The 25,941-nt window shown below is 63.5% G+C and carries 28 protein-coding genes and 1 pseudogene; 14 read left to right on the top strand and 15 right to left on the bottom strand.

The features are described 5' to 3' along the window. Positions 1-83 precede the first annotated feature (83 nt). Both NKI63_RS05060 and NKI63_RS05055 read right to left on the bottom strand, forming a co-directional pair. Entirely contained in the window at positions 84-1,640 is a 1,557-nt protein-coding gene (locus NKI63_RS05060) for an amino acid permease (protein WP_352820635.1), read from the bottom strand. A 21-nt stretch (positions 1,641-1,661) separates the two neighbouring features. Then, positions 1,662-2,486, bottom strand: a complete 825-nt coding sequence (locus tag NKI63_RS05055; protein WP_352820633.1) for an N-formylglutamate amidohydrolase — start codon at positions 2,484-2,486, stop codon at positions 1,662-1,664. Positions 2,487-2,631: 145 nt separating this feature from the next. Between NKI63_RS05055 and NKI63_RS05050 the strand changes: the two genes are divergently transcribed. After that, the gene (locus NKI63_RS05050; RefSeq protein WP_254816889.1) at positions 2,632-3,459 is read left to right on the top strand and encodes a MurR/RpiR family transcriptional regulator; all 828 of its coding nucleotides are present in this window, start codon (positions 2,632-2,634) and stop codon (positions 3,457-3,459) included. A gap of 35 nt (positions 3,460-3,494) precedes the next feature. On the opposite strand, the gene NKI63_RS05045 is transcribed toward NKI63_RS05050, so the two are convergent. After that, positions 3,495-3,755 carry a hypothetical protein gene (locus tag NKI63_RS05045; protein WP_352702741.1) on the bottom strand — a complete coding sequence of 87 codons (261 nt, stop codon included), beginning with the start codon at positions 3,753-3,755 and terminating at the stop codon, positions 3,495-3,497. A gap of 224 nt (positions 3,756-3,979) precedes the next feature. Between NKI63_RS05045 and NKI63_RS05040 the strand changes: the two are divergent. Further along, positions 3,980-4,794: pseudogene (locus NKI63_RS05040) on the top strand (SDR family oxidoreductase). A 39-nt stretch (positions 4,795-4,833) separates the two neighbouring features. After that, positions 4,834-5,328, top strand: a complete 495-nt coding sequence (locus NKI63_RS05035; RefSeq protein ID WP_031211357.1) for a MaoC family dehydratase — start codon at positions 4,834-4,836, stop codon at positions 5,326-5,328. A 21-nt stretch (positions 5,329-5,349) separates the two neighbouring features. Here NKI63_RS05035 and NKI63_RS05030 read toward each other — a convergent pair whose 3' ends face one another. Next, a complete protein-coding gene (locus NKI63_RS05030; protein WP_352506376.1) occupies positions 5,350-6,057 on the bottom strand; it encodes a hypothetical protein in 708 nt (235 codons plus the stop codon). A 191-nt stretch (positions 6,058-6,248) separates the two neighbouring features. On the opposite strand from NKI63_RS05030, the gene NKI63_RS05025 reads away from it, so the two are divergent. Together NKI63_RS05025 and NKI63_RS05020 are read left to right on the top strand one after the other, a co-directional pair. Beyond that, positions 6,249-6,890 carry a TetR/AcrR family transcriptional regulator gene (locus tag NKI63_RS05025; protein ID WP_254816887.1) on the top strand — a complete coding sequence of 214 codons (642 nt, stop codon included), beginning with the start codon at positions 6,249-6,251 and terminating at the stop codon, positions 6,888-6,890. Between the two features lie 177 nt (positions 6,891-7,067). Beyond that, entirely contained in the window at positions 7,068-7,304 is a 237-nt protein-coding gene (locus NKI63_RS05020) for a DUF680 domain-containing protein (protein WP_352478154.1), read from the top strand. Between the two features lie 101 nt (positions 7,305-7,405). Here NKI63_RS05020 and NKI63_RS05015 read toward each other — a convergent pair whose 3' ends face one another. From NKI63_RS05015 to NKI63_RS04990, 6 genes are read right to left on the bottom strand one after another with little or no spacing between them, the layout of a single operon-like run. Beyond that, entirely contained in the window at positions 7,406-7,630 is a 225-nt protein-coding gene (locus NKI63_RS05015; RefSeq protein WP_352506379.1) for a hypothetical protein, read from the bottom strand. A gap of 53 nt (positions 7,631-7,683) precedes the next feature. Beyond that, positions 7,684-8,262, bottom strand: coding sequence for a sarcosine oxidase subunit gamma (locus tag NKI63_RS05010; protein WP_352820629.1), 579 nt, complete (start codon positions 8,260-8,262; stop codon positions 7,684-7,686). After that, entirely contained in the window at positions 8,255-11,248 is a 2,994-nt protein-coding gene (locus NKI63_RS05005; RefSeq protein WP_352820627.1) for a sarcosine oxidase subunit alpha, read from the bottom strand. Before NKI63_RS05005 ends, NKI63_RS05010 begins: the two co-directional genes overlap by 8 nt. Further along, complete coding sequence (locus NKI63_RS05000) at positions 11,245-11,541, bottom strand: sarcosine oxidase subunit delta (RefSeq protein WP_352506382.1); 297 nt, start codon at positions 11,539-11,541, stop codon at positions 11,245-11,247. The genes NKI63_RS05005 and NKI63_RS05000 overlap by 4 nt, the downstream gene beginning before the upstream one ends. A gap of 8 nt (positions 11,542-11,549) precedes the next feature. Beyond that, positions 11,550-11,972: a hypothetical protein gene (locus tag NKI63_RS04995; protein WP_352506383.1), complete on the bottom strand. Its 423-nt coding sequence runs from the start codon at positions 11,970-11,972 to the stop codon at positions 11,550-11,552. Beyond that, on the bottom strand, positions 11,972-13,225 hold the full coding sequence (locus tag NKI63_RS04990) for a sarcosine oxidase subunit beta (protein WP_352506384.1): 1,254 nt from the start codon (positions 13,223-13,225) through the stop codon (positions 11,972-11,974). The genes NKI63_RS04995 and NKI63_RS04990 overlap by 1 nt, the downstream gene beginning before the upstream one ends. Before the next feature lie 272 nt (positions 13,226-13,497). Here NKI63_RS04990 and NKI63_RS04985 point away from each other — a divergent pair, with 272 nt between their 5' ends. The 6 genes from NKI63_RS04985 (at position 13,498) to NKI63_RS04960 (ending at position 18,850) form a co-directional block, all read left to right on the top strand. Then, positions 13,498-14,256, top strand: coding sequence for an SDR family oxidoreductase (locus NKI63_RS04985; protein ID WP_352506385.1), 759 nt, complete (start codon positions 13,498-13,500; stop codon positions 14,254-14,256). A gap of 108 nt (positions 14,257-14,364) precedes the next feature. Next, positions 14,365-14,751, top strand: a complete 387-nt coding sequence (locus tag NKI63_RS04980) for an SET domain-containing protein (RefSeq protein WP_352506386.1) — start codon at positions 14,365-14,367, stop codon at positions 14,749-14,751. Between the two features lie 267 nt (positions 14,752-15,018). Continuing rightward, positions 15,019-15,291 carry a 30S ribosomal protein S21 gene (gene rpsU, locus NKI63_RS04975; protein ID WP_023675331.1) on the top strand — a complete coding sequence of 91 codons (273 nt, stop codon included), beginning with the start codon at positions 15,019-15,021 and terminating at the stop codon, positions 15,289-15,291. 161 nt (positions 15,292-15,452) lie between these two features. After that, the gene (locus NKI63_RS04970) at positions 15,453-16,298 is read left to right on the top strand and encodes a tetratricopeptide repeat protein (RefSeq protein ID WP_352478138.1); all 846 of its coding nucleotides are present in this window, start codon (positions 15,453-15,455) and stop codon (positions 16,296-16,298) included. A 136-nt stretch (positions 16,299-16,434) separates the two neighbouring features. Next, on the top strand, positions 16,435-16,908 hold the full coding sequence (locus tag NKI63_RS04965; protein WP_352506387.1) for a DUF992 domain-containing protein: 474 nt from the start codon (positions 16,435-16,437) through the stop codon (positions 16,906-16,908). A 409-nt stretch (positions 16,909-17,317) separates the two neighbouring features. Further along, entirely contained in the window at positions 17,318-18,850 is a 1,533-nt protein-coding gene (locus NKI63_RS04960) for an MFS transporter (protein WP_352776971.1), read from the top strand. Positions 18,851-18,872: 22 nt separating this feature from the next. On the opposite strand, the gene coaBC is transcribed toward NKI63_RS04960, so the two are convergent. The 5 genes from coaBC to ubiE form a co-directional block, all read right to left on the bottom strand. Further along, positions 18,873-20,099 carry a bifunctional phosphopantothenoylcysteine decarboxylase/phosphopantothenate--cysteine ligase CoaBC gene (coaBC, locus tag NKI63_RS04955; RefSeq protein ID WP_254816873.1) on the bottom strand — a complete coding sequence of 409 codons (1,227 nt, stop codon included), beginning with the start codon at positions 20,097-20,099 and terminating at the stop codon, positions 18,873-18,875. A 25-nt stretch (positions 20,100-20,124) separates the two neighbouring features. Further along, positions 20,125-20,532, bottom strand: coding sequence for a type II toxin-antitoxin system VapC family toxin (locus tag NKI63_RS04950; RefSeq protein WP_352506389.1), 408 nt, complete (start codon positions 20,530-20,532; stop codon positions 20,125-20,127). Next, a complete protein-coding gene (locus NKI63_RS04945) occupies positions 20,529-20,789 on the bottom strand; it encodes a FitA-like ribbon-helix-helix domain-containing protein (RefSeq protein WP_254816871.1) in 261 nt (86 codons plus the stop codon). The genes NKI63_RS04950 and NKI63_RS04945 overlap by 4 nt, the downstream gene beginning before the upstream one ends. A gap of 70 nt (positions 20,790-20,859) precedes the next feature. Further along, positions 20,860-22,434 carry a 2-polyprenylphenol 6-hydroxylase gene (gene ubiB, locus NKI63_RS04940; protein WP_352506391.1) on the bottom strand — a complete coding sequence of 525 codons (1,575 nt, stop codon included), beginning with the start codon at positions 22,432-22,434 and terminating at the stop codon, positions 20,860-20,862. 70 nt (positions 22,435-22,504) lie between these two features. After that, the gene (gene ubiE / locus NKI63_RS04935; protein WP_352506392.1) at positions 22,505-23,281 is read right to left on the bottom strand and encodes a bifunctional demethylmenaquinone methyltransferase/2-methoxy-6-polyprenyl-1,4-benzoquinol methylase UbiE; all 777 of its coding nucleotides are present in this window, start codon (positions 23,279-23,281) and stop codon (positions 22,505-22,507) included. 167 nt (positions 23,282-23,448) lie between these two features. Between ubiE and NKI63_RS04930 the strand changes: the two genes are divergently transcribed. The 3 genes from NKI63_RS04930 (at position 23,449) to NKI63_RS04920 (ending at position 25,841) form a co-directional block, all read left to right on the top strand. Next, positions 23,449-24,423, top strand: a complete 975-nt coding sequence (locus NKI63_RS04930; protein ID WP_254816868.1) for an adenosine deaminase — start codon at positions 23,449-23,451, stop codon at positions 24,421-24,423. A gap of 127 nt (positions 24,424-24,550) precedes the next feature. Next, entirely contained in the window at positions 24,551-25,180 is a 630-nt protein-coding gene (gene upp, locus NKI63_RS04925) for a uracil phosphoribosyltransferase (protein ID WP_254816867.1), read from the top strand. A 100-nt stretch (positions 25,181-25,280) separates the two neighbouring features. Then, positions 25,281-25,841, top strand: coding sequence for a TIGR02281 family clan AA aspartic protease (locus NKI63_RS04920; RefSeq protein ID WP_352506393.1), 561 nt, complete (start codon positions 25,281-25,283; stop codon positions 25,839-25,841). The last annotated feature ends 100 nt before the right edge of the window (positions 25,842-25,941 follow it).

Here is a 25,941-nt window from a genome sequence, read left to right as displayed (position 1 = left end):
GTTTCGGGCCTGTAAAAAAGACCACTTTGAAGATGTGGGAAGCTATGGCCGGTAAAGCGCCGGCCATAGCTGGAGGACTTGCCTCAGTGGCCGGTTTCGCCGACGGCCTGTTCCGCAGCCTTGATCGCTGCCTGGCGCGCCGCGATGATGTCGCCGAGCGGCGGGCCCTGGAAGCGGTTGCGCTCGAAGGCAAACCAGACGATCGCCGTCAGGATGAAGAAGCCGACGGTGATGTAGAGCGCCCAGTCGTTCGGCGGCTGGATGCCGATGACGAAGATCAGGAGCATCGACAGGATCGAAAGCACGCCGAACAGCATGAAAATGGCGCGCCCCATGTTCCACGGCCCCATCTTGTCCCATTTCGGCGTTCCCCAGGCCAGCATGCCGAGCACGATCGGCACGGTGAAGGAGAGGAACAGGAAGATGACGGTGCACGACACGACGATGGTGTAGGCCGAGGTGCCTGCGACTGAAACCAGCGTCGAGCCCCAGACGAACAGGACGGACAGGATCGACGCCGTCCAGATCGCCGCCACCGGCGTGCGGTAGGTCGGGCTGACCTTGGCCAGTGCCGAGGAACCCGGCAGGCCGCCGTCCCGCGAGAAGGCGAAGATCATACGCGAAGCGGAGGTGACGGTGGCGAGGCCGCAAAGCAGCTGTGCCAGGAAGACGACGAGGTAGACGAACTCCTTGACGCCCGGGTTGACGCGCTGGTCGAAGGCCCAGAAGAACACGTTCCAGCCCTGTTTGGCCGCATCGTCCATGTTCGGGATCATCAGCACGAAGGCTGCGAGGAACAGATAACCGAAGACGGCCGACCAGATCACCGACATGACCATGGCGCGCGGCACGGAGCTCGCCGCCTTGATGGTCTCCTCGGAAGTATGCGCCGACGCATCGTAGCCGGTGATCGTATAGATCGGCAGCAGCAGGCCAAGCGCGAACACCCAGGCATTGGATACCGACGGCCACACACCGGCGCCGGCATCGCCGGAATAATTGTGGAAGGTGAACAGCCGGCTGAAATCCCAGGTTTCGGCCGAGATCAGGCAGACGACCGCGATGAGGATCGAACCGAAGAAGATCAGATAGCCCGAGAAGTCGGTCAGCTTGGCCGTCAGCTTGATGCCGAGGTGGTTGATCAGTGCCTGGGCGCCCGTGATGATGACCAGGAAGATCATCTGGTTGGTCAGCGTACCCTCGATGCCGAGCGCGGGTCCGAAGGCGCCGAGGAAAAACGTCCAGGTGCCGACATTGATGGCGCCGAGCACGGTGATCAGCCCGAGCAGGTTGAGCCAGGCCGTCACCCAGCCGGTGCCGCGATTGCCGAGGATCGAGCCCCAATGATAGAGGCCGCCGGCGGTCGGATAGGCCGAGCTGATCTGCGACATCGCTACAGCGAAGGTCAGCGAAACGAAACAGCCGACCAGCCAGCCAATGCCGATGCCGATGCCGCCGGAGCCGGAGGTTGCCTGCGCCAGCGAGTTGATGCCGCCGGACAGGATGCAGATGATCGAAAAGGAGACCGCGAAATTTGAAAAGCGACTGAGGCGCCGCTCCAGTTCCTGGGCATAGCCCATATTGTGGAGGACCTTTACGTCCTCCGCCTTGTCAACTTCAGTGTAGCCCGATGCTGCCATTTTTAGTCCCCTTTTGGTTTCTTAGCTGGCCGATTGAACTGACTTTCCGACTGCGCTTGGTCTGGAGGCCTTGGCCGCCTCGGGCTCCAGATTGAGAAAAATACTCGCGAGCAGATCCGCCCATTTCCGCTGCCCGGCTGCGCCGGCGATCTCGTCGTTGCGGACTTCGATCATCGCGCAAGGCAGCCCGCGGGAGCGCGCATGGCGCTCCAGCGTGAAATAGACCCGGTCGGCCGGCGAATAGGGTTCATTGACGCCGACGGTGACGCCGGCAAGCCGCTGCAGCGCCGCGATCAGCGGCGCCGCCAGCCGGCGGTCCTCATCATGGATGACGCCGATGTGCCACGGCCGGCTTTTGCCTTTATAGAGCGGCGTGAAGGAATGGATCGAGACCAGCCTGGTCTCCCGCCCGGCCGCCTGGCGTTCGTCGATGATCGTCGCGATCCGCTCGTGAAACGGTCGCCACGCCAGCGCGATGCGCGCCTCCCGCTGGTCGGCCGAAAGTCCCTGGTTGGCCGGGACCACGGTTTTTTCGCTGGCGCTGACCGTCACTATCAGGTCCGGCGCGTCGAGTGGCCGGTTGCAGTCGATAACGAGCCGCGAGATGCAGGTCTCGACCAGCGTCGCATCGAGTGCCTCGGCCATGCGGCGCGCCACCGGCAAGGCGCCGGGATCCCAGGCGATGTGGCGGGAAAGATCCTCGGCGGCAAGGCCGAGCGTTCCGAATTCCGGTGGCAGGAAATTCGAGGCGTGGTCGCAGGTCAGCACGAAAGGGCTCGATCCGCCAGGGTTCGTCACCCTTACGGTTTCAGGCGATGCAAGGCTGGCGGGCCGTGCTGTCTCCATTGTCTGCTGTCCCCGGGGAGCGCTGTATCGTATGTTACGTATTTTGCCTCATTGCGTCCCTGCGGATGATTTCATACAGTTTGGCCGGCTTTGTCAAACGCGATTTCGATAATGCGGTAACGGCACGGCCAGGGTGGGGAAAAACATGGTTTCCAGCATTGCCGAACTGATCTCCGACCGCATCGGCGCCATGCCGGCCGGCGAGCGGCGCGCTGCACAAACACTGATCGCCAGCTATCCGCTGATCGGGCTGAAGACGGTCGCCGAATTCTCGGCTGCCGCCGGCGTGTCGTCGCCGACGATCCTGCGTTTCGTCGCCCGGCTCGGCTTCCAGAACTATCCGGAATTCCAGTCGACGCTGCAAGACGAGCTGGCGGCGCAATTGCAGTCGCCGGCCTCGCGCACGCTCAATCCGCCATCGCAGGGCGCCAGCGCCGTCTCGCCGATGCTGGAGGCGACGCTCGACAATATGCGCGAGACATTCCGGCATCTCTCGGACAAGCAGCTTGCCGACATCGTCGCCAAGCTTGCCGACCGGCGCGGCAAGACATTCCTGATCGGCGGCCGCTTCACCGATCCGCTGGCGCGCTATATGGCGGCCCACCTTGCTATCATCAAACCCAACGTCTTCCATCTGGCCGGCCAGGAAAGCGTCTGGCGCGACCGGCTGATCGACATGGGCAAGCGAGACGTGCTGGTGATCTTCGACATCAGGCGCTATCAGGACAGCCTCGTCCGCTTTGCCGAGACCGCCAACCAGCGCGGCGTGCAGATCGTGCTGTTTACCGACCAGTGGCTGTCGCCGATCGCTCGCTTTGCCCGCCATGTCATCGCCGGGCGCACCGCCGTGCCTTCGGCCTGGGACTCATCCGCCGCCCTTTTCGTCGTTGCCGAAGCGCTGATCGGCGCCGTTACAAGGCAGCTCGAGGCCGACGGCGCCAAACGCATCCGCGAGCTGGAAAGCCTGCGGTAGCGCAGGCTTTTGGAAAAGCACGCTCCTGGCCGTGCCTAGTCAACCAAAAAACTGACCATCTGCAGGATCAGGATCAGCAACAAAACGCCAAAGGCAGACGCCAAAACAGCTGCCAGCAGGACGATGCGTTGTTTCTTACCCACAGCTCCCCCGGGAAAGCATAGCTCCAGTCCACGAACGAATGTCAGTCCTGCCCTATCGCTCGGCCACCGTCCCACGTCATCAAGACCCGCCTGCGGCTTGGCGGAGGAGTAATGACGACTTGCTTCACGCGCGAAATGAACCGCTGGGGCCAAGGTGCTCGCTTAGAGGGACGGCTGCATCATTCATCCGACCCATGTCACGGCCGAATGACCACCTTGCCGTTCGGGCTTAACCATTTCAGCCGCAAACCGTGCCATTGCCCCAATCCGGATACTTTAGCCGTGGCAAGGATAATCGTAGTTCGGCTAGCCTTGTCGAGGCGAAGCCGCTCCTTGAACCATCAGTCAAACAGCGGTGAACTGCGCGGAGGAAATCGATGAGCTATCTGGACGAGCTGTTCTCAGTCGCCGGCAAGACGGCGCTGGTCACCGGCGCCGCGACCGGCATCGGGCGCATGGCGGCGACCGCTCTGGTCAAGGCCGGCGCCACCGTGATGATCGCCTCGCGCAAGGGCGAGGATTGCGTCGGGGTAGCCGGCGAGTTGAACGGCCTTGGCGCGCCCGGCAGGGCGGAAGGTTTTGCCGGCGACGTCTCCAGCGAGGCCGGCATTGCGGCGCTTGTGGCCGAGGTCAGGCGCGGACCGAGCGGCTGCATATCCTGGTCAACAATGCCGGCATCTCCTGGGGGGCGCCGCTGGAAAGCTTTCCCTACCATGCCTGGGCCAAGGTGTTCGGCGTCAATGTGACCGCGGTCTTCCACCTGACGCGCGAGTTGCTGCCACTGCTCGAGGCCGCCGCCAGCGATGCCGACCCGGCCCGGGTGATCAACCTCGGATCGGTGATGGGCACGCAGCCTTTGGCCGAAGATGCCTACTCCTACTCGGCCTCGAAGGCCGCGGTTCACCACCTGACGCGCATCCTGGCGATCGAATTCGCCGCCCGCCGCATCACGCTCAACGCCTTTGCGCCTGGCCCTTTCCGGAGCCGGATGACGGCCTTCGCTACCGGCACCGAAGACCAGGCAAGACATGTCGGCAATCATGTTCCGATCGGCCGCATCGGCGCACCGGATGACATTGCCGGCGCAACGCTCTATTTGTGCAGCAGGGCCGGCAGCTATGTCACCGGCGCCATCCTGCCGATCGATGGCGGGCAGTCGGTGCAACACGGGCTGACATTGTTCAAGGAATGAGACGCACGCCATCCGGCGAGTGAAATGCCGGGGGTGAAGATGGAGGACATCAGCGTGGAACCGATCAGTCTCGATGTGCTTCTGGCCAACGTCGGCAAGGAAGTCGGCGTGTCGCCATGGCGGGTCGTCACCCAGCGCATGATCGACCAGTTCGCCGATGCCACCGACGACCATCAGTTCATCCATTGCGATCCGGAACGCGCCAGCCGCGAAACGCCGTTCGGCGGCACCATCGCGCATGGCTTCCTGTCGCTTTCGCTGTTGTCGGCGATGACCTTCGAAACCATGCCGCCGCTGGAAAACAGCAAGATGGGCGTCAATCACGGCTTCGATTCGCTGCGCTTCCTGGCGCCGGTGAAGACCGGCTCGCGCATCCGCACCCGTTTCGTGCTGGCCGACGTCAAGGTCAGGCCGTCGGGGTGGGTGCAGACGGCGCACGACGTGACGATCGAGATCGAGGGCTCGAAAAAACCGGCGCTGACCGCGCGCTGGCTGACGCTGACGCTGATCGAACGCCAACCGGAAGCGGTTTGACTGGCATCCAAGCCGGGGAACCTAAATCTGTTTGGCTTCGGCCGCGACATACTTCATATGGCGGCTGACCTGCAGCGCAATGTAGACGACCAGTGAGCAGCCGATTGGGAACACGATCTCGTTGAGGCCGGTTGCGATCGCCTGCGGCAGTGCGAGAGCAGCGTCATTTGCCGCGGCCGTGTCGATGGTCAGCACTGTGGTGCTGCCGCCGAATACCGCGCCTATCAGGACGCCTGCCAGCGCGAAATGGAGCGGACGCGGTTCTTCCTTCGATGCCAGCGACGCCAGTATCCAGCCGAGCAGCCTGTATTCGATCGCCCGCAGTACACCCAGGGTCGTGAGCGACAGGATGGCCGGCTTTGCCGCCGCGTCCAGCGCGCTGACCATGACCTTTTGCGTCCCTTTGGCGATGCCCATCGCCAGTGGCGCTGAAATCGCGCTGATCAAGCCGCCGAGCGAGGCTCGCACCTTGGTGAGTGCCGTGCCGAGGCTGACGCCGGCGCAGACGAAGAACGACCAGGTCACGCCTTGCGCCAGTTCGATCAGAACCTGCGTCGTCGCGGGGTAGGCACCTGCCGCAAATCTGACGGTCAGAATGAGAGCTTCCATGGCAAAGCCGAGCGCGATCGCCAGCCATGCGACCATGACGACGCGCCTGAGCGCCATCCTGGCGCGATGGGAAAGCGGGTCCACGTCCGGCACGCCGGACGAAAGCTCAGTTCCGGTCATAACGCCTCTCGAAACGAAATTCTTGCAGAGCCGCGAATTAGTCTTTGTCTGTAACAGTCCGATGTTGCCGTCTTTATTGCCGGGTTACATGGGTATTGCGACAGTCAACCTTCTGCTTGGTGCCACCCTTGCCCGACGCCGTACAGCGTATATATGCTGCATCCAGCCATCGGTCATAAGGCAGTAGAAAGTTGCAGCTAAGCGTCCAGGAGCGCCGCGAAAAACAAAAGGCCGAACTGCGTTCCGAACTTGTCGACGCCGCGCACAAGCTTGTCCAGGAAGAAGGCTATGACGGCCTCACCATCCGCAAGCTCGCAGAGCGCGTTGGCTATGCGCCAATGTCGGTCTATTCCTATTTCGCCGACAAGCAGGACATCCTGTTCGCGCTGGCCGAGGATGCCTTCGAGACCTTGGCCAGGCGCATCGCAAATCATACGGCCGACGACCCGATCGAGGCGCTCAAGGCGGTGCTTGTCGAATACGCCGCCTTTGGGCTGGAAAATCCCAACGAATACCGCACCGTCTTCATGACCGAAAAAGTCAGGCCGCCAGCCGGAAAAACCTTCGCCGAAATGGAGAGCGGCAACCCGGCGATGAAAGTGCTGATCGCGAGGGTCGAAGCCTGCGTTGCCGCCGGCAGGCTCAAAGGCGATCCACGCGCCATCGCCACCATGCTGTGGGCGGTCGGCCACGGCGCCATCTCGCTGCTGATCACCTTCCCGTTCTACCCGTTCGGCGACCAGACGACGTTCATCACACGGATCGGCGACATCATGCTCGAAGCCATCGCCGCGCACGAGATTGCGCCGCTCACGCCGCCGGTCAACTGCTGAAGAGCGGCGCTCCTCCCGATCTGCAGGATCTTCTTCGAACGATCTGCGCTGCGGCGCCGAGCGTTCGGCAATTCTCCGTACGCGTACGATTTTGCTTGAACACCGGGAGTCCAGGGCGTATCTGTACGCAATGTCGTACACGTACGAGAAATTCAATAGCTGAACCGGAGACCGACGATGAAGAAGGCAATCCTCACGTTCGCCGCCCTGCTGGCGCTCTCTGGCGCCGCATTTGCCGGCAGCAGTCAGCCAGCCAAGCAAGAAGCGGCCTGCATCGACACCAAGGCCGATGTGAAGCTCGATTGCGCGCCGACCGGATCGCTTGAAAAGGCGGACGCCGCGGCCCACAAGGCCAGCAAGGGCCCGAGGCTCGGCATCGGCATCGACCCGTGGATCGTGCCAAGCAGCTTCTGAGCCGGTCGGGCGACAATACGCGGTGAGGAAACGAAAGGGCGGCAGGACTTTCCGGCCGCCGATCTTGTCTGCTTCAGCCCTGCTTTATCGCGGCGTGCAGATCACTTCTTACGCTTCTGTCCCGCCACGTTTTTACGCTTGCCGGGTCTTGCCGGTGCGCCGGGAATGGCCGTTCCGGTGATCGACACCGGATCGCTGGCCGGGAATGTATCCTCGAGGCCTTCCTCGAGTTCCTCTTCGATATCTGTCCCAGTGCGCTGCTCGTCTTCAAAAGAGCGCACGGCCGGCGTCTTGACCGGCGACTTCGGCGCGGAGTTCGGCGGCATTTGCATTCTCCCTCGGCTCGCTGTCGCAGAACGGCCGGGCGCGGCGAACATGCCTATGCTGCCGCGTCGCGCGCTGCCTCGGACAGAAAAGTAAAGACATAATCGGAAAAGGAACGCCAGCATTCGACGCGGAACGCGTCGGCCGCCGTGCGCAACAGCACAATTTCGACCTTGCCGAGAATGCTACGCGACGCCGCCCCGACCGGAAAGGCGTCGAGCGACAGGTCCTGCGGGCAGCCGGCATTGATCGTCGCCGCGGCAGCCGGACCGGTAACCGATATGGCGACGTTGCGGTGCGAGATGCCGACCGCCGAATGCAGTACGGAAATGCTGGCGCAGTCGGCGAGCGGATCTTTTCCGTTCTCGTCGATGACCAGCCATTCGTCCGGCCCGAGCCACAAGGCCGTGCGTCCGGCCTTTGCCGCCGAGGTCTTCGGCCTTTGCGGCAGGACGACACCGAGCGCTTTCGAAAGTGCCGCAATCGAGGCTTCCGGCGCGCGCAGCGATATGCGCTCGGCCGGCGGCAGCACGGCAAGTGTAACGCCGGCGGCGGAAAGCGACTGGCCGGCGAGAGCCGGACGGCGTTCGACTGAGGGTCCGGCGGCGTCGGTTTTCACGGCGGCCTTAGCCATTGAGGCGCTCCCCCTTCTCATCGAAGAACACCATGCCGGTGACCTCCACCTCGATCACCCCGTTCGGCATCGGCACATAGAGCGTCTCGCCCGTGCGATCGCGGCCGCCGGCGACCAGCCCCAGCGCGATCGAGCGGCCGCAATTTTGCGACCAATAGCTCGACGTGACATGGCCAATCATCTTCATTGGGATTGCCTGCTTCGGGTCCGCGACGATCTGCGCGCCCTCCTCCAGCACCACCTTGGGATCCCTGGTCTTCAGGCCGACAAGCTGCTTGCGGCCCTTGGCGACCAGATCCGGCCGCGCCATGCCGCGAATGCCGACGAAGTCGGTCTTCTTCTTGCCGACCGCCCAGTCGAGCCCGGCGTCGTTCGGCGTCACCGTGCCGTCGGTATCCTGGCCGACGATGATGTAGCCCTTTTCGGCGCGCAGCACATGCATAGACTCTGTGCCATAGGCACAGGCGCCATGCTTCTGGCCCTCGGCCCACAACGCTTCCCAGACCGCTTCGCCGTAGTCGGCCGGCACGTTGACCTCGAAGCCGCGCTCACCGCTGAACGACATGCGAAACAGCCTGGTCGGCACGCCGCAAATCCGGCCTTCGCGCACCGACATATGCGGCAGCGCCTCATCCGACATGTCGATGCCCTCGACCAGCGGCGCAATGATGTCGCGAGACTTCGGTCCCTGCACGGCAATTACCGCCCATTGCTCGGTAATCGAGGTCAGCCAGACATTGAGATGCGGGAACTCGGTCTGGAGATAGTCTTCCATATGGTTCATGACCCGCGGCGCGCCGCCGGTCGTCGTCGTCACGTGGAAACGGTCGGGTGCAAGCCTGCCGACGACACCGTCGTCATAGATGAAGCCGTCCTCGCGCAGCATGATGCCGTAACGGCAGCGGCCGGGCTCGAGCTTTTCCCATGGATTGGTGTAGAGCAGTTCCATGAATTTGGCCGCATCCGGCCCGACCACCTCGATCTTGCCCAGCGTCGAGGCGTCGAACAGGCCGGCTGTCTTGCGCACCGTGACGCATTCGCGGTCGACGGCGGCATGTATGTCCTCGCCCGGCTTCGGGAAATACCAGGCGCGCTTCCACTGACCGACATCCTCGAATACAGCGCCCTGGCGCTCGGCCCAGGGATGGATCGCCGTCTTGCGGGTCGGGTCGAACAGGGGACCCCGTGCGTGCCCGACGATCGAGCCGAATGTCACCGGCGTGTAGGGCGCCCGGAACGTCGTCAGCCCGACCTGCGGGATCGGCTTGCCCAACGTCTCGGCGGCAATCGCCAGGCCGTGCATGTTGGAGGTCTTGCCCTGGTCGGTCGCCATGCCATTGGTAGTGAAGCGCTTGACGTGCTCGATCGAGCGCATGCCCTCATGCACTGCCTGGCGGATGTCCTTGGCGGTGACGTCGTTCTGGAAGTCGACGAACGCCTTCACCGTCGTGTCCGCGCCGGCACCGGGTGCTGCACCCAGCATGCCGCGCGACCAGCTTTCGCCGGCATCGACCTTCGGCTTGGCGCTCTTGGCGGGCTTGCCGCCGACATCTTTGGCCGCCTTGGCGCCGGCGGCGTAAGCTTCGTCGATGGTCGCCGACAGCCCGTCGGTGCCGTTGCAGGCGCCGACCGAGACGCAGTCCTGCGCATAAATTCCGGGCACAAAGCGCTTGGTCTCGTCGTTGAAGGCGACCTTGCCGCGTGATTGCGAGAACAGATGCACCGATGGCGTCCAGCCCGCCGACATCAGGATCGCGTCGACCGGAATGGTGCGCTCGCCGCCGCCGTTCTTCGGCTGCACGGTCATCGACGACACCCGCAATTTGCCGCCGGCGCGGATCACCGCGCGACCGAAATTGACCTCGATGCCGAGCGCCCTCGCCTCGTCGATCACCGGCCCGGTCGGGTTGTCGCGCAGATCGACGATCGCCGCCACGTTGATGCCGGCCTTCTTCAGATCGATCGCCGCCGCGTAGGCGGAATCGTTCGCCGTATAGACGCCGACATTCCTGCCGACGGCGACGCCGTAATGGTTGAGATAGGTGCGCGCCGCCGACGCCAGCATGATGCCGGGGCGGTCGTTTTCGGCAAACACCATGTGCCGCTCGATGGCGCCGGTCGCCAGCACCACGCGTTTGGCACGAACCTGCCACAGCCGCTCGCGCGGCAGGTCGCGTCCGGGGTTCTGCAGATGGTCGCTGACGCGCTCGACCAGCCCGACGAAATTCTGCGCGTAATAGCCGAACGCCGTGGTGCGCGGCAGCACGCGCATATTGTCCATCGACTTCAACTTGGCGACGGCGGACTGCGCCCAGGCAAAACCATCCTGGCCATCGATCCTGGCGCCGCTCTCGAAATGAAGGCTGCCGCCGAATTCCGCCTGCTCGTCGGCAAGGATGACACGCGCCCCGGTTTCAGCCGCGGCCAATGCCGCGGCGATACCCGCGGCACCGCCGCCCAGCACCAGCACCTCGCAGTGGGCGAAGCGCGCCGAATAATGGTCGGGGTCCGGCTGGTCGGGAGCGACGCCAAGGCCGGCGGCGGCCCTAATCTTGGGTTCGTAGAGGTTTTTCCATGCAGTCTTCGGCCACATGAAGGTCTTGTAGTAGAAGCCGGCCGAAAGCATCGGCGAGGCGATACTGCTGACGGCGCCGACGTCGAAGGCGAGCGACGGCCAGCGGTTCTGTGACTGTGCGGTCAGCCCGTCATAGAGCTCTTGCACCGTAGCTCGGACGTTCGGCGTCTTGCGTGCCGCGTCGCGTTTGATCTCGACCAGCGCGTTCGGCTCTTCGGCGCCGGCCGACAGAAAGCCGCGCGGCCGGTGGTACTTGAACGACCGGCCGACAAGATGGACGCCATTGGCAAGCAGCGCCGAGGCCAGCGTGTCGCCCTCGATACCGGTATAGGGACGGCCATCGAAGCTGAAGCCAGCTATCTTTGCCTGTTTGAGCCGTCCGGCGCCGGCAATGCGGAATGTCGCGCTCATTTTGCGGCTCCCGGCAGCTTTACGGGCTTCGGCTCGCCGGCCTTGTAGGTCATCAGGAACCTGTCGCTGACGGTGTCGCGCACGGCGTTGAAGAACCGCGCGCAGCCATGCATGTGCCGCCAGCGCTCATAGATGATGCCTTTGGGATTTGAGCGGATGAAGAAGAACTTTTCGAAATCGTCGTCGCTCTCGCCGGCGATGTTAAGGGAACGCGCAATATGCGCCTCGCCGGCGTTGCGGAACTCGAGCTCCGGACGCTCTTCCTCGCAATAGGGGCAGCGGATGAGAAGCATGGTTGGTCCTACAATTCGCCGTGGCCGAGGCGGGCGCCGGCCGGTTGGTCGCAAAGCCTCTGGCCCAAGGTCACGAAGGGCGCGACGAGCCGGATGCGCTCCTCGATGCTTGCCGCAGGGCTGAAGAGGTCGCGGTTGGCCATGTTGCCGATCGTCAGCAGGACCGGATCGACCGTGACGATGACGACGCGCGGTTCGAACGGCTCGTCGTCGTCCAGATCCGCCGGCCGGCCTTCAAGAAACGAGACGACCCTTTGTCCGCCGCTCCAGACGCAGGCCAGAATGCCGTCGTCGACGGAAAACGGCCATTCGGTCTCGTTTTCGGCGCGGCTGATCGGCTGCGTGCGCACCTCGTCCGGCGACGGAAAATGGAACAGGCCTTGCTCGCCGGCGAGCATCAGCGGCATGGCGACGGCCATCTCGGTCATCATCAGTGCGCCACCGCTGCCGCCGCCGCCTCGTCGATGAGGCGGCCGGTGCGGAAGCGCTCGATGGTGAAGGGCGCGTTGATCGGGTGCGGATCGTCCCTGGCGATGGTATGGGCAAAGACATGGCCCGAACCCGGCGTCGCCTTGAAACCGCCCGTGCCCCAACCGCAATTGACATAGAGGCCGGGCACTGGCGTCTTGGCCAGGATCGGCGAACGGTCCGGCGTCACGTCGACGATGCCGCCCCATGAGCGCAGCATCTTCATACGGGTGAAGATCGGGAACATCTCGCAGATCGCATCGAGCGTATGTTGCAAAATGTGCAGCCCGCCGGTCTGCGAATAGGAGACATACTGGTCGGTGCCGGCGCCGATGACCAGTTCGCCCTTGTCGGACTGCGAGATATAGGCATGCACCGTGTTCGACATGACTACGCAGGGCACCACCGGCTTGACCGGCTCCGACACCAGCGCCTGCAGCGGATAGCTTTCCAGCGGCATACGCACGCCGGCCATGTTCATGATCACCGAGGAGTGGCCGGCGGCGACCACGCCGATCTTCCTGGCGCCGATGAAGCCGCGCGTCGTCTCGACGCCCGTGACCGCGCCGTTCGGCGCCCGTTTGACGCCGGTGACCTCGCAATTCTGGATGATGTGGACGCCGCGCGCCGAGGCGCCGCGCGCATAGCCCCAGGCGACCGCATCGTGACGCGCCGTGCCGCCGCGGCGCTGCAGGGAGGCGCCCATCACCGGATAGCGCGCATTGCGCGAAATGTTGAGCGGCGGGCAGAATTCCTTGGCCTGCTCCGGCGTCAGCCATTCGTTGTCGATGCCGTTCAGCCGGTTGGCATGGACGTGGCGCTGCAGCACCTGGATGTCGTGGATGTTATGGGCCAGCATCATGACGCCGCGCGGCGAATACATGACGTTGTAGTTGAGCTCCTGGCTGAGCCCGTCCCACAGCTTCAGCGCGTGATCGTAGATTCCGGCGCTCTCGTCGTAGAGATAGTTCGAGCGGATAATGGTGGTGTTGCGGCCGGTATTGCCGCCGCCGAGCCAGCCTTTTTCCAATACCGCGACGTTGGTGATGCCGTGCACGGTGGCGAGATAATAGGCGGTGGCCAGGCCGTGGCCGCCGGCGCCGACGATGATGACGTCGTACTCCTTCTTCGGCTCCGGCGAGGACCACTGTTCCTCCCAACCCTTGTGGCCGCGCATGGCCTCGCGGGCGATGGCGAATACCGAGTATTTCTTCAACGTCGCAGGCCTCGCAAATGACGGCCGGGCAGATCAGCCAACCCCGGCGCGCGAGCTTGTATCACTAGCGAAACGGCGCTGCCAGCCTTGCACTGTTTGCGACGGCGCTTGCCGTTTTGCGCCGTGATGAAAAAGAGGCATGCGACGTGATGGAGCGATCAAACCACATCTGAAGCACCTTGCACGTATCGGGTGGCTCCGACCAACCCCATTTGCGACCAAGCATCCAATTGCCGGCAAAATGCCGGCGCGAAAAAAGGATGCAAAAAAAAATGCTCGCACTTGCCAACAAGATCGCCATCGTCACTGGCGCCAGTTCCGGCATAGGCCGCGCCACGGCCAAGCTGTTTGCGGAGGAAGGCGCCAAGGTGGTCGTCGCTGCCCGCCGCAAGGCGGAGCTTGACGCGCTCGTTGCCGAAATCGAAGACGCCGACGGCACCGCCATCGCCCTTGCCGGCGATGTCCGCGACGAAGCCTACGCGAAGGCCCTGGTCGACCTGGCGGTCGAGAAATTCGGCGGGCTGGACATCGCCTTCAACAATGCCGGTTCGGTCGGCAAGACCGGGCCGGTTTCGGAGCTGTCGCTGGAGGGCTGGCGCGAGACGCTCGACACCAACCTGACCAGCGCCTTTCTCGGCGCAAAATATCAGGTGCCGGCGATGGTCGACCGCGGCGGCGGATCGCTGATCTTCACCTCCACCTTTGTCGGCCACACGGTCGGCATGCCCGGCATGACCAGCTATGCCGCGAGCAAGGCCGGACTGATCGGATTGACGCAGGTGCTGGCCGCCGAATATGGCGCTAGGGGCGTGCGGGTCAACGCGCTGCTGCCGGGCGGCACCGACACGCCCTCGGCAACGTTCAAGACACCTGAATCGCGAGCCTTCGTCGAAAACCTGCATGCCTTGAAGCGCGTCGCCGAGCCTGACGAGATCGCCCGCTCGGCGCTCTATCTGGCTTCCGATGCATCGAGCTTCACCACCGGCACGGCGTTGTTCGCCGACGGCGGCGTCTCGATCACCCGCACGTGAAGCGTTTCGCGGTCGGCCTAGGCCCGCAAGCCGCAATGCCTGAAAACCGGTCTTGCTTTTCCCGGCGATTTGACGATTCCGTCTTCTCCTCGAAAACGGGTTGGAAACATGCTGCTGATCAGGACCTATATCGCTGCAAGCGCAATCGAAGGCGTCGGTGTGTTCGCCGCCGAGCCGATCCGGAAAGGGGCGCAGATCTGGCGGCTCGATCCGGACTTCGACCGGCTGATCCCGGTGGAAAGATACGAGACGGCGCCGCCGCACCTCAAGGAATTGCTCGACAGATATGCCTATCCCAGTCCGGACCGGCCGGGCTTCATGGTCTATGAGGTCGACAATGGCCGTTTCATGAACCACGCCGACAAGCCGAACACCGACTTTTCGCAATATGGCGGGGCCACTGCGACCCGCGACATCGCCGCCGGCGAGGAGATAACCTGCGACTACGGCGAGTTCTTCGAAGGTTTCGAGCAGCTCCACCTGGCCACGGTGTAGCGACGCCTATCTGGCCCACGGCGAATTTTGTTCTTGCTTTGTGCCGGCAGCTATGCTACTAATCTCAATATGGTGCTGATTCACACCAACGACCCGCCGCTGAGGCGGGTTTTTTCGTTTCGAGGTCGGCACCGCCTCTCAATCGGCAGTGGACAGAGCGCCTTGATTCTGCTATCAGCCGCCCCAATTCGTGGTGTAACGCGCCGCGGAGGCTTGTGGCTATGGCCGCTTGCCTATTGATTTCAAACCCGAAAGACAGGATTGCCCGTGCAGGTACTCGTCCGCGACAACAATGTTGATCAGGCGCTTCGCGCGCTCAAGAAAAAGATGCAGCGCGAAGGCATCTTCCGCGAAATGAAGATGCGCGGACATTACGAGAAGCCCTCCGAGAAGCGCGCCCGTGAAAAGGCGGAAGCCGTGCGCCGTGCCCGCAAGCTGGCCCGCAAGCGTGCCCAGCGCGAAGGCCTGCTGCCGATGACGCCGCGTCCGGTCGCGGCCGGTGCTGCCGGTGCCGGTGCCCCGCGTCCGCCGCGGTTCTGACGCCAATTTTTCGTCCTTTTCCAAGGATATCCAGGGTGGCGCGATGCGGAATCGCCGCCACCTTTTTGTTGTGATGTAGACCCGGTTCGAAAGGACCGGTTGGGAGAGATGCCGGTTCGGAGGGGGAACGGACCAGACGGCGCAGTAAGGACAGGGCAGACATGGACGCAATTACCGTAGAGCGCAGAACCGCGTGGCGCGGCCTCGCCCTGACGGCAGCCCTGCTTTCCGGGATGGCGCTTGCCAGCTGCCAGAGCGTTCCGACCGGCGAGTTCAACAACATCGACAAGGCGCAAGCCTCGAGCGAGAACATCTCCTCGCTGTCGGCGGTGATCCAGCGCAACCCCCAGGATCCGGAAGCCTACAATGTGCGCGGCTCGGCCTATGGCCGCGGCGGCCAGTACCAGGCGGCGCTGAAGGACTTCAACACCGCCATCCAGCTCAATCCGAATTTTTACCAGGCCTATTCGAACCGCGCGCTCATCCAGCGCTTCCTCGGCGACCAGGCGAGCGCGCTTGCCGACTACAACCGCTCGATCCAGATCAATCCCAACTATGACGCCGCCTATATCGGCCGCGGCAATCTCTACCGCAGGGCGGGCCGGGTGCAGGAAGCCTTCAACGATTTCCAGAAGGCCATCCAGCTCGACACGACCGACGCGCGCGCCTATCACAATCGCGGCCTGATCTACCAGAGCCAGGGCCAGCACGCCTTTGCCATCGAGGATTTCTCGACCGCCATTTCGCTGGCGCCGGACGCCTCCGAGCCCTACAATGGACGCGGCCTCTCCTACCTGGCCATGAACGACGAGGACAATGCCTTCGCCGACTTCAATATGGCCATCAAGCTCGACGGTAAGAACGCCGAGGCGTGGTCCAACCAGGCGCTGATCTACGAGCGGCGCGGCGACAAGGTCAGGGCCGCGAAATCATACCGCGAGGCCGTGCACCTCAATCCGACCTACCAGCCGGCCAAGGACGGCCTGGCCCGCACCAGCACCGGCTGAGCGGCCGGTTAATCGGGCGGCCCTTTCCGCGCCCCGACAACCCTGCGTTTACCCTTGCCTTGCTGGCGCCAAGTTGTCGGCGGAACGCTCGGCGTGCTCAGCCGTTTGTACAAGGCAATTTCGAAAGGACCCTGCCATGATCAAGAAACTCGCTTGTGCCGCCGCTTTCGCGACGACCGTCGTTGCCGCTCCCGCCAGCGCCAGCAAGCTCCAGCTCGGCGTGCTCGACTGCACCATCGACGGCGGCACGGCCTATCTCGTCACCTCCAACAAGGGTGTTTCCTGTGTCTTTCGTCCACATCGTGGCGGCCCCTCCGAAGTCTATACCGGGGTGATTTCCAAGCTCGGCGTCGATGTCGGCCGGACGCATCAGGGCCAGCTGGTATGGGCGGTTCTGGCGGCGACCCGCAATCACGATGAAGGCGACCTTGCCGGCAGCTACTATGGCGTGAACGCCGAGGCCAGCGTGGTCACCGGTGGCGGCGCCAATCTCCTGGTCGGCGGCCTCGACAGCGCCTTTTCGCTGCAGCCGCTCAGTGTCCAGGCACAGACGGGCGTCAACCTGGCGGTCGCCGTCACCTCGCTGGACCTGATCCATTCGTTCAAATAGCGGCGCGGCATGGCTCCCGAGCGGCGGGGAGCGTAGGTGTCGGCCTGCGAATAGCTGCCGAAGGTTCATAGATTCCGGCAGGCCCACTCCGCAGAGGATGGGCCGCCCTGATGTTCAAAGTTGCGGCGCTCGAAGATCACGGCATGGCAACTGTGTTCATGCCGTTACCGTGACCGAAGATTGCGGCGATCCAATATTGCTTGTCTTCGGTCTGACCAGAATCTCAACGCCTCGTGATCGTCCCCCATCGCGCAATTTGAAATCCGCCACGTCAACGGCGATCAAAACCGCTTGATCTCAACTCCGGTTGAGGTTCTAGAAGTCCTCCCATACTGCGGCATGTACTCATTTGGACGTGAAGAACGCTCCAATACTTTAGACCAGCGTCTGAGAAAGCCTGGGGGACTGGATGACCAAAACAAGCACAAACGGGGTCGATTGGCGCGCGCTGTGGGCGAGCGGCGATCTGGCGCGCTTCTGCTTCATCAGCCTCGGCATTCTGCTGCACGCCACCAACGAAACCATGGTAGCAACGGTCATGCCGGCCATGGTCGGCGAACTTGCCGGCGTGCAACTGGTCGGCTGGTCGCTGGCGATCTACGAGCTCGGCGCCATCGTTGCCGGTGCGGCCGCCGGACGGCTGGTGAGCTATGTCGCGCTGCGTACCAACATGATGGTCGCCGCAATACTCTATGCCGCCGGCGCGCTGGTCTGCGCCACCGCGCCTTCGATGCCGCTGTTCCTCTGCGGCCGCCTGATCGAAGGGCTCGGTGGCGGCGCGCTGGTGTCGCTGGCCTTCGTCTCGGTCGAGCGGCTGTTTGCCCGCGCGATCTGGCCGCAGCTTTTCGGCGTCATGTCGGCGATCTGGGGTGTCGCCGCTTTCAGCGGGCCGGTGCTCGGCGCGGTCATGACCGAATTCTCGTCCTGGCGCTGGGCCTTCGGCGTCTTCACCCTGGGAGGCACGGCCATGGCGCTGGCAAGCTTCCTCGTGCTCGATACGCCTGAAGCAACGAGGCCGCAGGCGACGGGCGGCTCGGCGCCGCCCTTCCCCTTTGCGGCACTTGGCTGCCTCGCCGGCAGCGTCGTGCTGATTGCCACTGCCGGCGTCGACATCGCCCTGCTGCGCTCGTCGCTGCTGCTCACCCTCGGCCTGATCGGCCTGGCGCTGTTTATCTATATCGACGCACTGAAGCCGCGCTCGCGCCTGTTCCCGTCGCGGCTGTTCTCATGGCGCTCGTCGGTCGGCGCGGGCATGACCATGGTCGCGGCGTTTTCGGTGGCGACCTGCTCGTTCGCGGTCTACGGACCACTGCTTCTGACCAGCCTTCACGGCATTCCGATCCTGACCACCGGCTACATCATCGCCGCCGAATCGATCGCCTGGTCGATCCTGTCGATCCTCGTCGCCAATGCGCCACCGGAGCGCGAGCGGCTGATCATCGTCGGCGGGGCGCTGATGGTCGCCACGGGCGTCGCCGGTTTCGCCTATACGGTGCCGGCCGGCTCGATCCCGCTGATCCTGTTTTGTGCTTTGTTGCAAGGCGGCGGCTTCGGCATAGCCTGGCCGTTCGTCACGCGTGTCATCGTGGTATCGGCCAAGGAAGGCGAGCAGACGATCGCCTCGGCCGCCGTGCCGACCATGCAGCGCATCGGCTATGCGGTGGGTGCGGCATTGACCGGCATCGTAGCCAACGCCAGCGGCTTTTCAGAGGGCCTGAACCGCGAGGCCGCGGCAAACGTCGCTGCCTGGCTGTTCCTGGCGTTTATCCCGCTCGGGATCCTGGGATGCCTTGCCGCCTTGCGGATTTCGGGGGCGCCGCCAGCGAAGCTGCCGATCTCCCCCTTCGCAGGGAAGATTGACCAATGCATGTCGCGCAAAGGTGTGCAGCGGTTTTGCGGTAACGACATGCATCAAAACAAGAACCTAAAGCGCGTCACATGAGGCCGGTCGAACGCGACGCGCTTTAGACGACGACCGTCTTCAGCCGCTCGGCGATCAGTGCCGCGAGCCGCGTCGCCACCTCATCCTTGCTCATCTCCGGCCATTCCTCGACGCCGGCCTTTGAGACGATCCGCACCTTGTTGCGGTCGCCGCCCATCACGCCCGGAGCACCATCTTCATGCGAGACATCATTGGCGACGATAAGATCGGCCCCCTTTTTTGCAAGCTTGGCCTCGGCATTCCTGACCAGATCCTGCGTCTCCGCAGCGAAACCGACCACCAGCATCGGCCGCTTTTTGTGATGCCCGACACCGGCAAGAATATCGGGATTTTCCACCATCTGCAGCGCCGGCGGCCCCTCGCCCGCCACCTTCTTGATCTTTTCCCCGGCCGAACTTTGAGTGCGCCAGTCGGCGACAGCCGCGACGAACACTGCCGCGTCGGCCGGCAGCAGCTGCTCGACAGCGTCCTTCATCTCGACGGCCGTTTCGACATGCAGCGTGGCGACGCCGGCCGGATCGGCAATGCCAACCGGACCGGAGACGAGACGCACATCGGCGCCGAGCCTGGCCAGCGCCGCCGCAATGGCGTGGCCCTGCTTGCCCGACGACCGGTTGGCGATGTAGCGGACCGGGTCGATCGGCTCATGCGTCGGCCCGGAGGTGACAATGATCTTCCTGCCTGCCAGCGGCTTTGGCCGGCCGTCGAGCAGCGCCTCGATCGCGGCGACGATCTCCAGCGGCTCGGCCATGCGGCCCTCGCCCACCTCGTTGCTCTCGGCCATCTCGCCCTTCGCCGGGCCGACGAATGCGACGCCGTCCTTGCTCAGCGCCGCACGGTTGCGGCGGACCGCCGGATGCGCCCACATTTTCGGGTTCATCGCCGGCGCCATCAAAACTCGCTTGTCGGTGGCGATGAGCACGGTCGAGGCAAGGTCGTTGGCATGGCCATTGGCGAGCTTTGCCATCAGGTCGGCGGTGGCCGGCGCCACGACCACAAGGTCGGCCTCGCGCGACAGCCTGATATGGCCGATATCGTGCTCGTCCTGCCGGTCGAACAGTTCGGTGAAAACATGGTCGGCGGACAGCGCCCCGGCCGACAGCGTGGTGACGAATTCCTGCGCCGCGGCGGTCATCACCACCCGCACTGCCGCACCGCGCTCGCGCAGCCGACGGATCAGGTCGAGCGCCTTGTAGGCAGCAATGCCTCCGCCGATGATGAGCAGGATGCGCTTGCCGGAGAGGGTCATGCCCGAGGCCAGTTCTTGTCCAATGTCATGCCGGCTTCAGCGCCGATTCGATGTCGGTATGGATGAAATCGTCACCCTTGAAAAGTAGCGGCAGGTTTCGGGTCTTGGCCAGGGCATAGGCGAAACAGTCGCCCATGTTGAGGTCAGCACGATGGCGGGATCCGCGACCGTACCGAGAGTAGGCAAGTCGTGCGACCTCGAGCTGAGCCAGATCAAAAGGAACGACCGTCAGTTCGAGGCGGTCGATGAGCACCTGAAGTTCGGCGGGGTTGATGCCACCGCTGGACCGGTTCGCCACACAATGTGCCTCCAGAAGTGTTGCAGTGCTTATCAGTACAGCAGATGAGGTGCCGAAAACATCGACGAATGCAGCCGCATCCGGCTCTGCGCCGATGATTGCGATTAACGCAGACGTATCAACTGCAACGGTCACAGAAGTCCCTCATCCCACATGTGATCAGTAAGCGCTTTGAGGTCAATGGGGTGTTCTGATTTCCGTCCGAGCGCCAAGATCTCGTCACGTGACGCTTTCAGCCGCCACTCCCCGTTCTGGAGCTTGCTCTCGGGGATCGTCACTTTGCGCAAGGCATCCCGCGCTTCCTGCTCCATCGAAACGCCGCGCGCGGCAGCGCGTTCGCGCAGCACCTGCTTCACTTCGTCATCAAGATTACGGATTGTGATAGTGCTCATAGCGTAGCTCCTCGCCGTTACATAAGCGACAAGCGGCGTGATTGCAATGACAGCACTGCTGTCATTGCAATCAGAGCAGCTTCCAGGCGATATACACCAGCGTCAGCGCGATCACCCACAGCGCCAGCCGGCCGGAGCGGGTGTGGCGCGCCTCGGCTTTGCCGATCGCGTCCGCCGTCCCCTCGTCGAAGCGCAGGCCGTTTTCGGCCATCAGGTCGATCTCACGCGACAGCCGCTCGGTACGGGCAGCGAGGTCCGGCGCCTGACGCGCCAGCGCCAGCAGCGCGCTGGCACCGTCGCGCGCATCGGCCAGCAGCGCGCGCGGGCCGAGATTGCGGGCAATCCAGCCGCTGACCACCGGCTCCGACGTCTTCCACATGTTGAAGGCCGGGTCGAGGGTGCGGGCGACGCCTTCGACAACGACCATGGTCTTCTGCAGCAGCACCAGTTCGGATCGCGTCGCCATGTCGAACAGGTCGGTCACCTCGAACAGCAGCGTCAACAGCTTGGCCATCGAGATGGTCTCGGCCGGCTGGCCGTGGATCGGTTCGCCGATCGCCCGGATCGCCTGGGCGAAAGCCGCAACATTGTGCTGGCGCGGCACGTAGCCGGCCTCGAAATGCACTTCGGCGACGCGCTGGTAATCGCGCGTAATGAAGCCGTAGAGGATTTCGGCGAGGAACCGGCGCTCCTTCCTGCCGAGCCGGCCGGCAATGCCGAGATCGACGGCGACGATGGTGCCGTCGGCTTCGATAAACAGGTTGCCCGGGTGCATGTCGGCGTGGAAGAAACCGTCACGCAGCGTATGGCGCAGAAACGACTGAACGAGGTTGGCGGCAATCGCCTTCAGGTCGTGGCCGGCGGCGGCTAGGCCGGCAATGTCGTTCATCTTGATGCCGTCGACCCATTCCATGGTCAGCACGTCACGACCGGTGCGCTCCCAGTCGACCGACGGCACACGGAAGCCGGGATCGTCCTTGGTATTCTCGCCAAGCTCCGAAAAAGCCGCCGCCTCCAGCCTCAGGTCCATTTCGATTTTGGTCGTCTGGGCCAGTGTCTCGGTCACCTCGACCGGCCGCAGCCGGCGCGACGACGGGATGTATTTTTCCTGCAGCCGGGCGGCGAGAAAATAGCTCTCGAGATCGCGAAAGAAGCGGCGGCGCACGCCCGGCCGGATGACCTTCACCGCCACCCGGGTAACGACGCCGTTCTGCAGGATTTCGGCGGTATGGACCTGGGCGATCGAGGCGGCGGCCACGGCCTCGCCAAAACTGACATAGAGCTCGTCGACCCTGCGTCCGAGCGAGGCCTCTATCGCGGCGACAGCCTCGGCCTTCGGAAACGTCTGCATCTTGTCCTGCAGCATGGCAAGATCAAGCGCGATATCGTTTCCGACGACATCCGGCCGTGTCGCCAGGAACTGGCCGAGCTTGACGTAAGACGGGCCGAGCCGCACGACCGCCTTGGCCAGCCTGTCGCCACGCTCATAGGCAAGCGCGTGACGGCGGGTGAACAGCCGGGCCATGCGCCAGCCGAATTTCGGCAAGCCGAAGAGCTCGTCACCGGGCAAAGCCGCGATGACACCCTCGCGGACCAGCACCCAGCCGGCCCGCACGAGCCTGAAACCAGCGCCGATGCTGCTCATGGCTGGCTTTGCCCCGCCGATTTCCTAGACCGGCGAAGAGCACATTGAGTACGAAGGATACGGGCCAGCTTCAAAGCTTCCAGCCCGAGTGGAGCGCGGCGATGCCGCCGGAGTAGTTGCGGAATGAGACGCGCTCGAAGCCCGCGCGCGAAATCATCGTCGCGAAATTCTGCTGATTGGGAAATTTGCGGATCGATTCGACCAGATAGGAATATGGCTCGCCATCGCCGGTCACCATCTTGCCGATCCGCGGGATGGCGTTGAACGACCATGCTTCGTAGACTTTGTCGAGCAGCGGCATCTCGACCTCGGAGAATTCAAGGCAGAGAAAGCGCCCGCCGGGCTTCAGCACGCGATAGGCTTCGGCGAGCGCCACATCGATGCGCGGCACGTTGCGGATGCCGAAAGCGATGGTGTAGGCGTCGAAAGTAGCGTCGGCAAAAGGCAGTTCCTCGGCATTGGCTTCGACGAAATCGGTATTTGCCGACAGGCCCTTTTTCTCGGCCCGGTCGCGGCCGACCGCGAGCATCGAGCCGTTGATGTCGAGAACCGTTGCATGAGCGTGCCTGCCGCTCGCCTCGACGATGCGGAAGGCGACATCGCCGGTGCCGCCGGCAACGTCGAGAACGCTCCAGCCCGGCCGCTTCGGTGGATTGAGCCAGGCGACCAAGGCGTCCTTCCACAACCGATGCAACCCCGCCGACATCAGGTCGTTCATCAGGTCGTAGCGGTTCGCCACCTTGTGGAAAACATCATTGACCAGGGACTGCTTGTCGCCTGGTCCTACCCGCTTGAAACCATAGGAGGTTTCCATGCCGCCCGCAGCAGTGGTTCTTTCAACCGACATCGTTTTGATCCGCCATAAAATCGGCGGGACCATAGCCGATCGATGGTGCGGGCGCTATTGTTTAAGGCGCGGTGTTCGGCCGCGCTTCGAAGCAGGTTCCGGAAAAGTGTCACACGGTTCCGACAGGAACTTGCGTCATAAGAAAAAAAGCCTGACGGGATAATTGAATGCCTTTGAAAGCAGAACTGCACTGCCACATCGAAGGGGCAGCGGCGCCTGAACTCGTCCTCCGCCAGGCTGAGAAATACGGCAAGGATGCCTCGCCCTACATCCAGGACGGCTCCTTCGTGTGGCACGACTTCACCTCTTTCCTCGCCGCCTACGACTTCTCGTCGGACCTGTTCCGCACCGAAGAAGACTATGCGCGGCTGGCCGATCACTACCTGACCAGCCTCGCCCGCGACGGCGCCATCTATTCCGAGGTTTTCACCTCGCCCGACCATGCAAGCAAGGCTGGGCTGTCGCCGAAGGCCTATACCGACGCGCTCGGCGAAGGCATGGCCCGCGCCAAGGCGAAGACCGGCATCGAAGGCCGCATGATCGTCACCGGCGTGCGCAATTTCGGTGTCGAATCGATCGAACGGGCGGCACGTTTCGCCGCCCGGTGTGGGCATCCGCTGGTCACCGGTTTCGGCGTCGCCGGCGACGAGCGGATAGGTGATCTGGAAGATTATGTCAGGGCCTTCGAGATCGCCCGCGAGGCCGGCCTCGGCATCACCGTGCATGCCGGCGAATTGATGGGCTGGGAGAGCGTCGAGGCGGCACTCGACCACATCCGCCCGTCTCGCATCGGCCATGGCGTGCGCGCCATCGAGAACCCCGATCTCGTGCGGCGCATCGCCGACGAAGGCGTCGTGCTCGAATGCTGCCCCGGCTCCAACATCGCGCTGAAAATCTTTGACAGTTTCGCCGACCATCCCTTTCCCGCCTTGAAGGCGGCGGGCTGCAAGGTGACGCTCAACTCAGATGACCCGCCCTATTTCTGGACCTCGCTGAAACGCGAATACGACATCGCCGCCGAGCATTTTGCGATGGACGACAAGGCGCTCACCGCCGTCACCAGGACGGCCATCGAGGCAGCCTTCGTCGACAGGAAGACCAGGGCGGCGCTGCTGGGCAGGCTCGGCGCCAAGGGCAGGTGAATGGTGAATGGCTCACCCGGCGCTTCGGTCCGTCAACTGCGGGCTTTGCCGCGCACCAAGGACTCGCAAACCAGTTCACTATTCACTATTCACCATTCACCATTCACTTGCGCAGTTGGAGAACACCATGAAGGGCGTCACCGTCGTCGACCATCCGCTTGTCCAGCACAAGCTGACCATCATGCGCAAGAAAGAGACTTCGACGGCCGGCTTCCGGCGGCTGCTGCGCGAGATCTCGCTGCTGCTCGGCTACGAGGTCACCCGCAACCTGGAACTGACGACGACGACGATCGAGACGCCGATCGAGACGATGGAGGCGCCGACGCTGGAGGGCAAGAAACTGGTTTTCGCCTCGGTGTTGCGCGCCGGCAACGGCTTGCTCGAAGGCCTGCTCGATCTGGTGCCGGCGGCGCGTGTCGCCCATATCGGCCTCTACCGCGACCATGAGACGCTGGAAGCGGTCGAGTATTTCTTCAAGGCGCCGGGCGACCTCGCCGACCGGCTGGTGATCGTCGTCGACCCGATGCTGGCGACCGCCAATTCGGCGATCGCGGCGATCGACAAGCTGAAAGGCCGCGGTGCCACCAACATCCGCTTCCTCTGCTTGTTGGCGGCACCAGAGGGCCTTGAGCGGTTCACCCACGCGCATCCCGATGTTCCCGTCTTCACCGCTTCCATCGACCGCCAGCTCAACGAGAAGGGCTACATCATGCCCGGCCTTGGCGATGCCGGCGACCGCATGTACGGCACCAAATAGATCCGTTTACCGACTGTTTACGCAAACGGCTGGTTTCCGCATTCGTTAAAGCGGCAAACACCATGTCGGACTAAGGATCGGCAACCACAAAGGCCGGTCCATGCTGCGCAAGCTTCTCATCCTTGGCGTGTTTGCCGGAACGTCGGCATCGCTGCCGATCGTATATCAGTCCAATTCACAGGTAATCGAGCGGCTGTTGAAATCCGCCATCGGGGCCAGGCCGGCCGACACCCAAACCGACCTGAATCTCGCCGCCGTTCGGGACAGGCCGGCGACGCCGCAGCCGCTCGGCCGCAAGGTCGTCGTCACCGCGGACGCGCGCGGGCATTTCATGTCGGTCTTCAAGTTGAACGGCCGACAGATCGACGGCATGATCGATACCGGCGCGACGCTCGTCGCCATCAACAGTTCGACCGCGCGCAGGATCGGCATCTCGCTCAATCCGACGGACTTCAGCCATCAGGTCAACACCGCCAACGGTGCGATCAAGGCCGCCGTGGTGACGATTGATCGGCTGCAGATCGGCAGGATCACCGTCGAGGGCGTCGAGGCCGTCGTGCTCGACGACAGGGCGCTGCACACCAACCTGATCGGCATGAGCTTTCTGCAGCGGCTCGAAAAATACCAGGTCGAAGACGGCACGCTGCTGCTGGTTCAGTAGGCAGTGATCCCGAACCGCAGGTCCACGCCAGCGAAAAGGGGACCGGTCGTCGGACAAGATCATGGTCCAAGAAAGATAGAGCCCATTCGATACCATCGGA

Source organism: Mesorhizobium sp. M0410 (assembly GCF_040321435.1).
Taxonomy (GTDB): Bacteria; Pseudomonadota; Alphaproteobacteria; order Rhizobiales; family Rhizobiaceae; genus Mesorhizobium.
The sequence above is the reverse complement of the archived record's forward strand: the minus strand, read 5'-3'. Positions and strand labels throughout refer to the sequence as shown.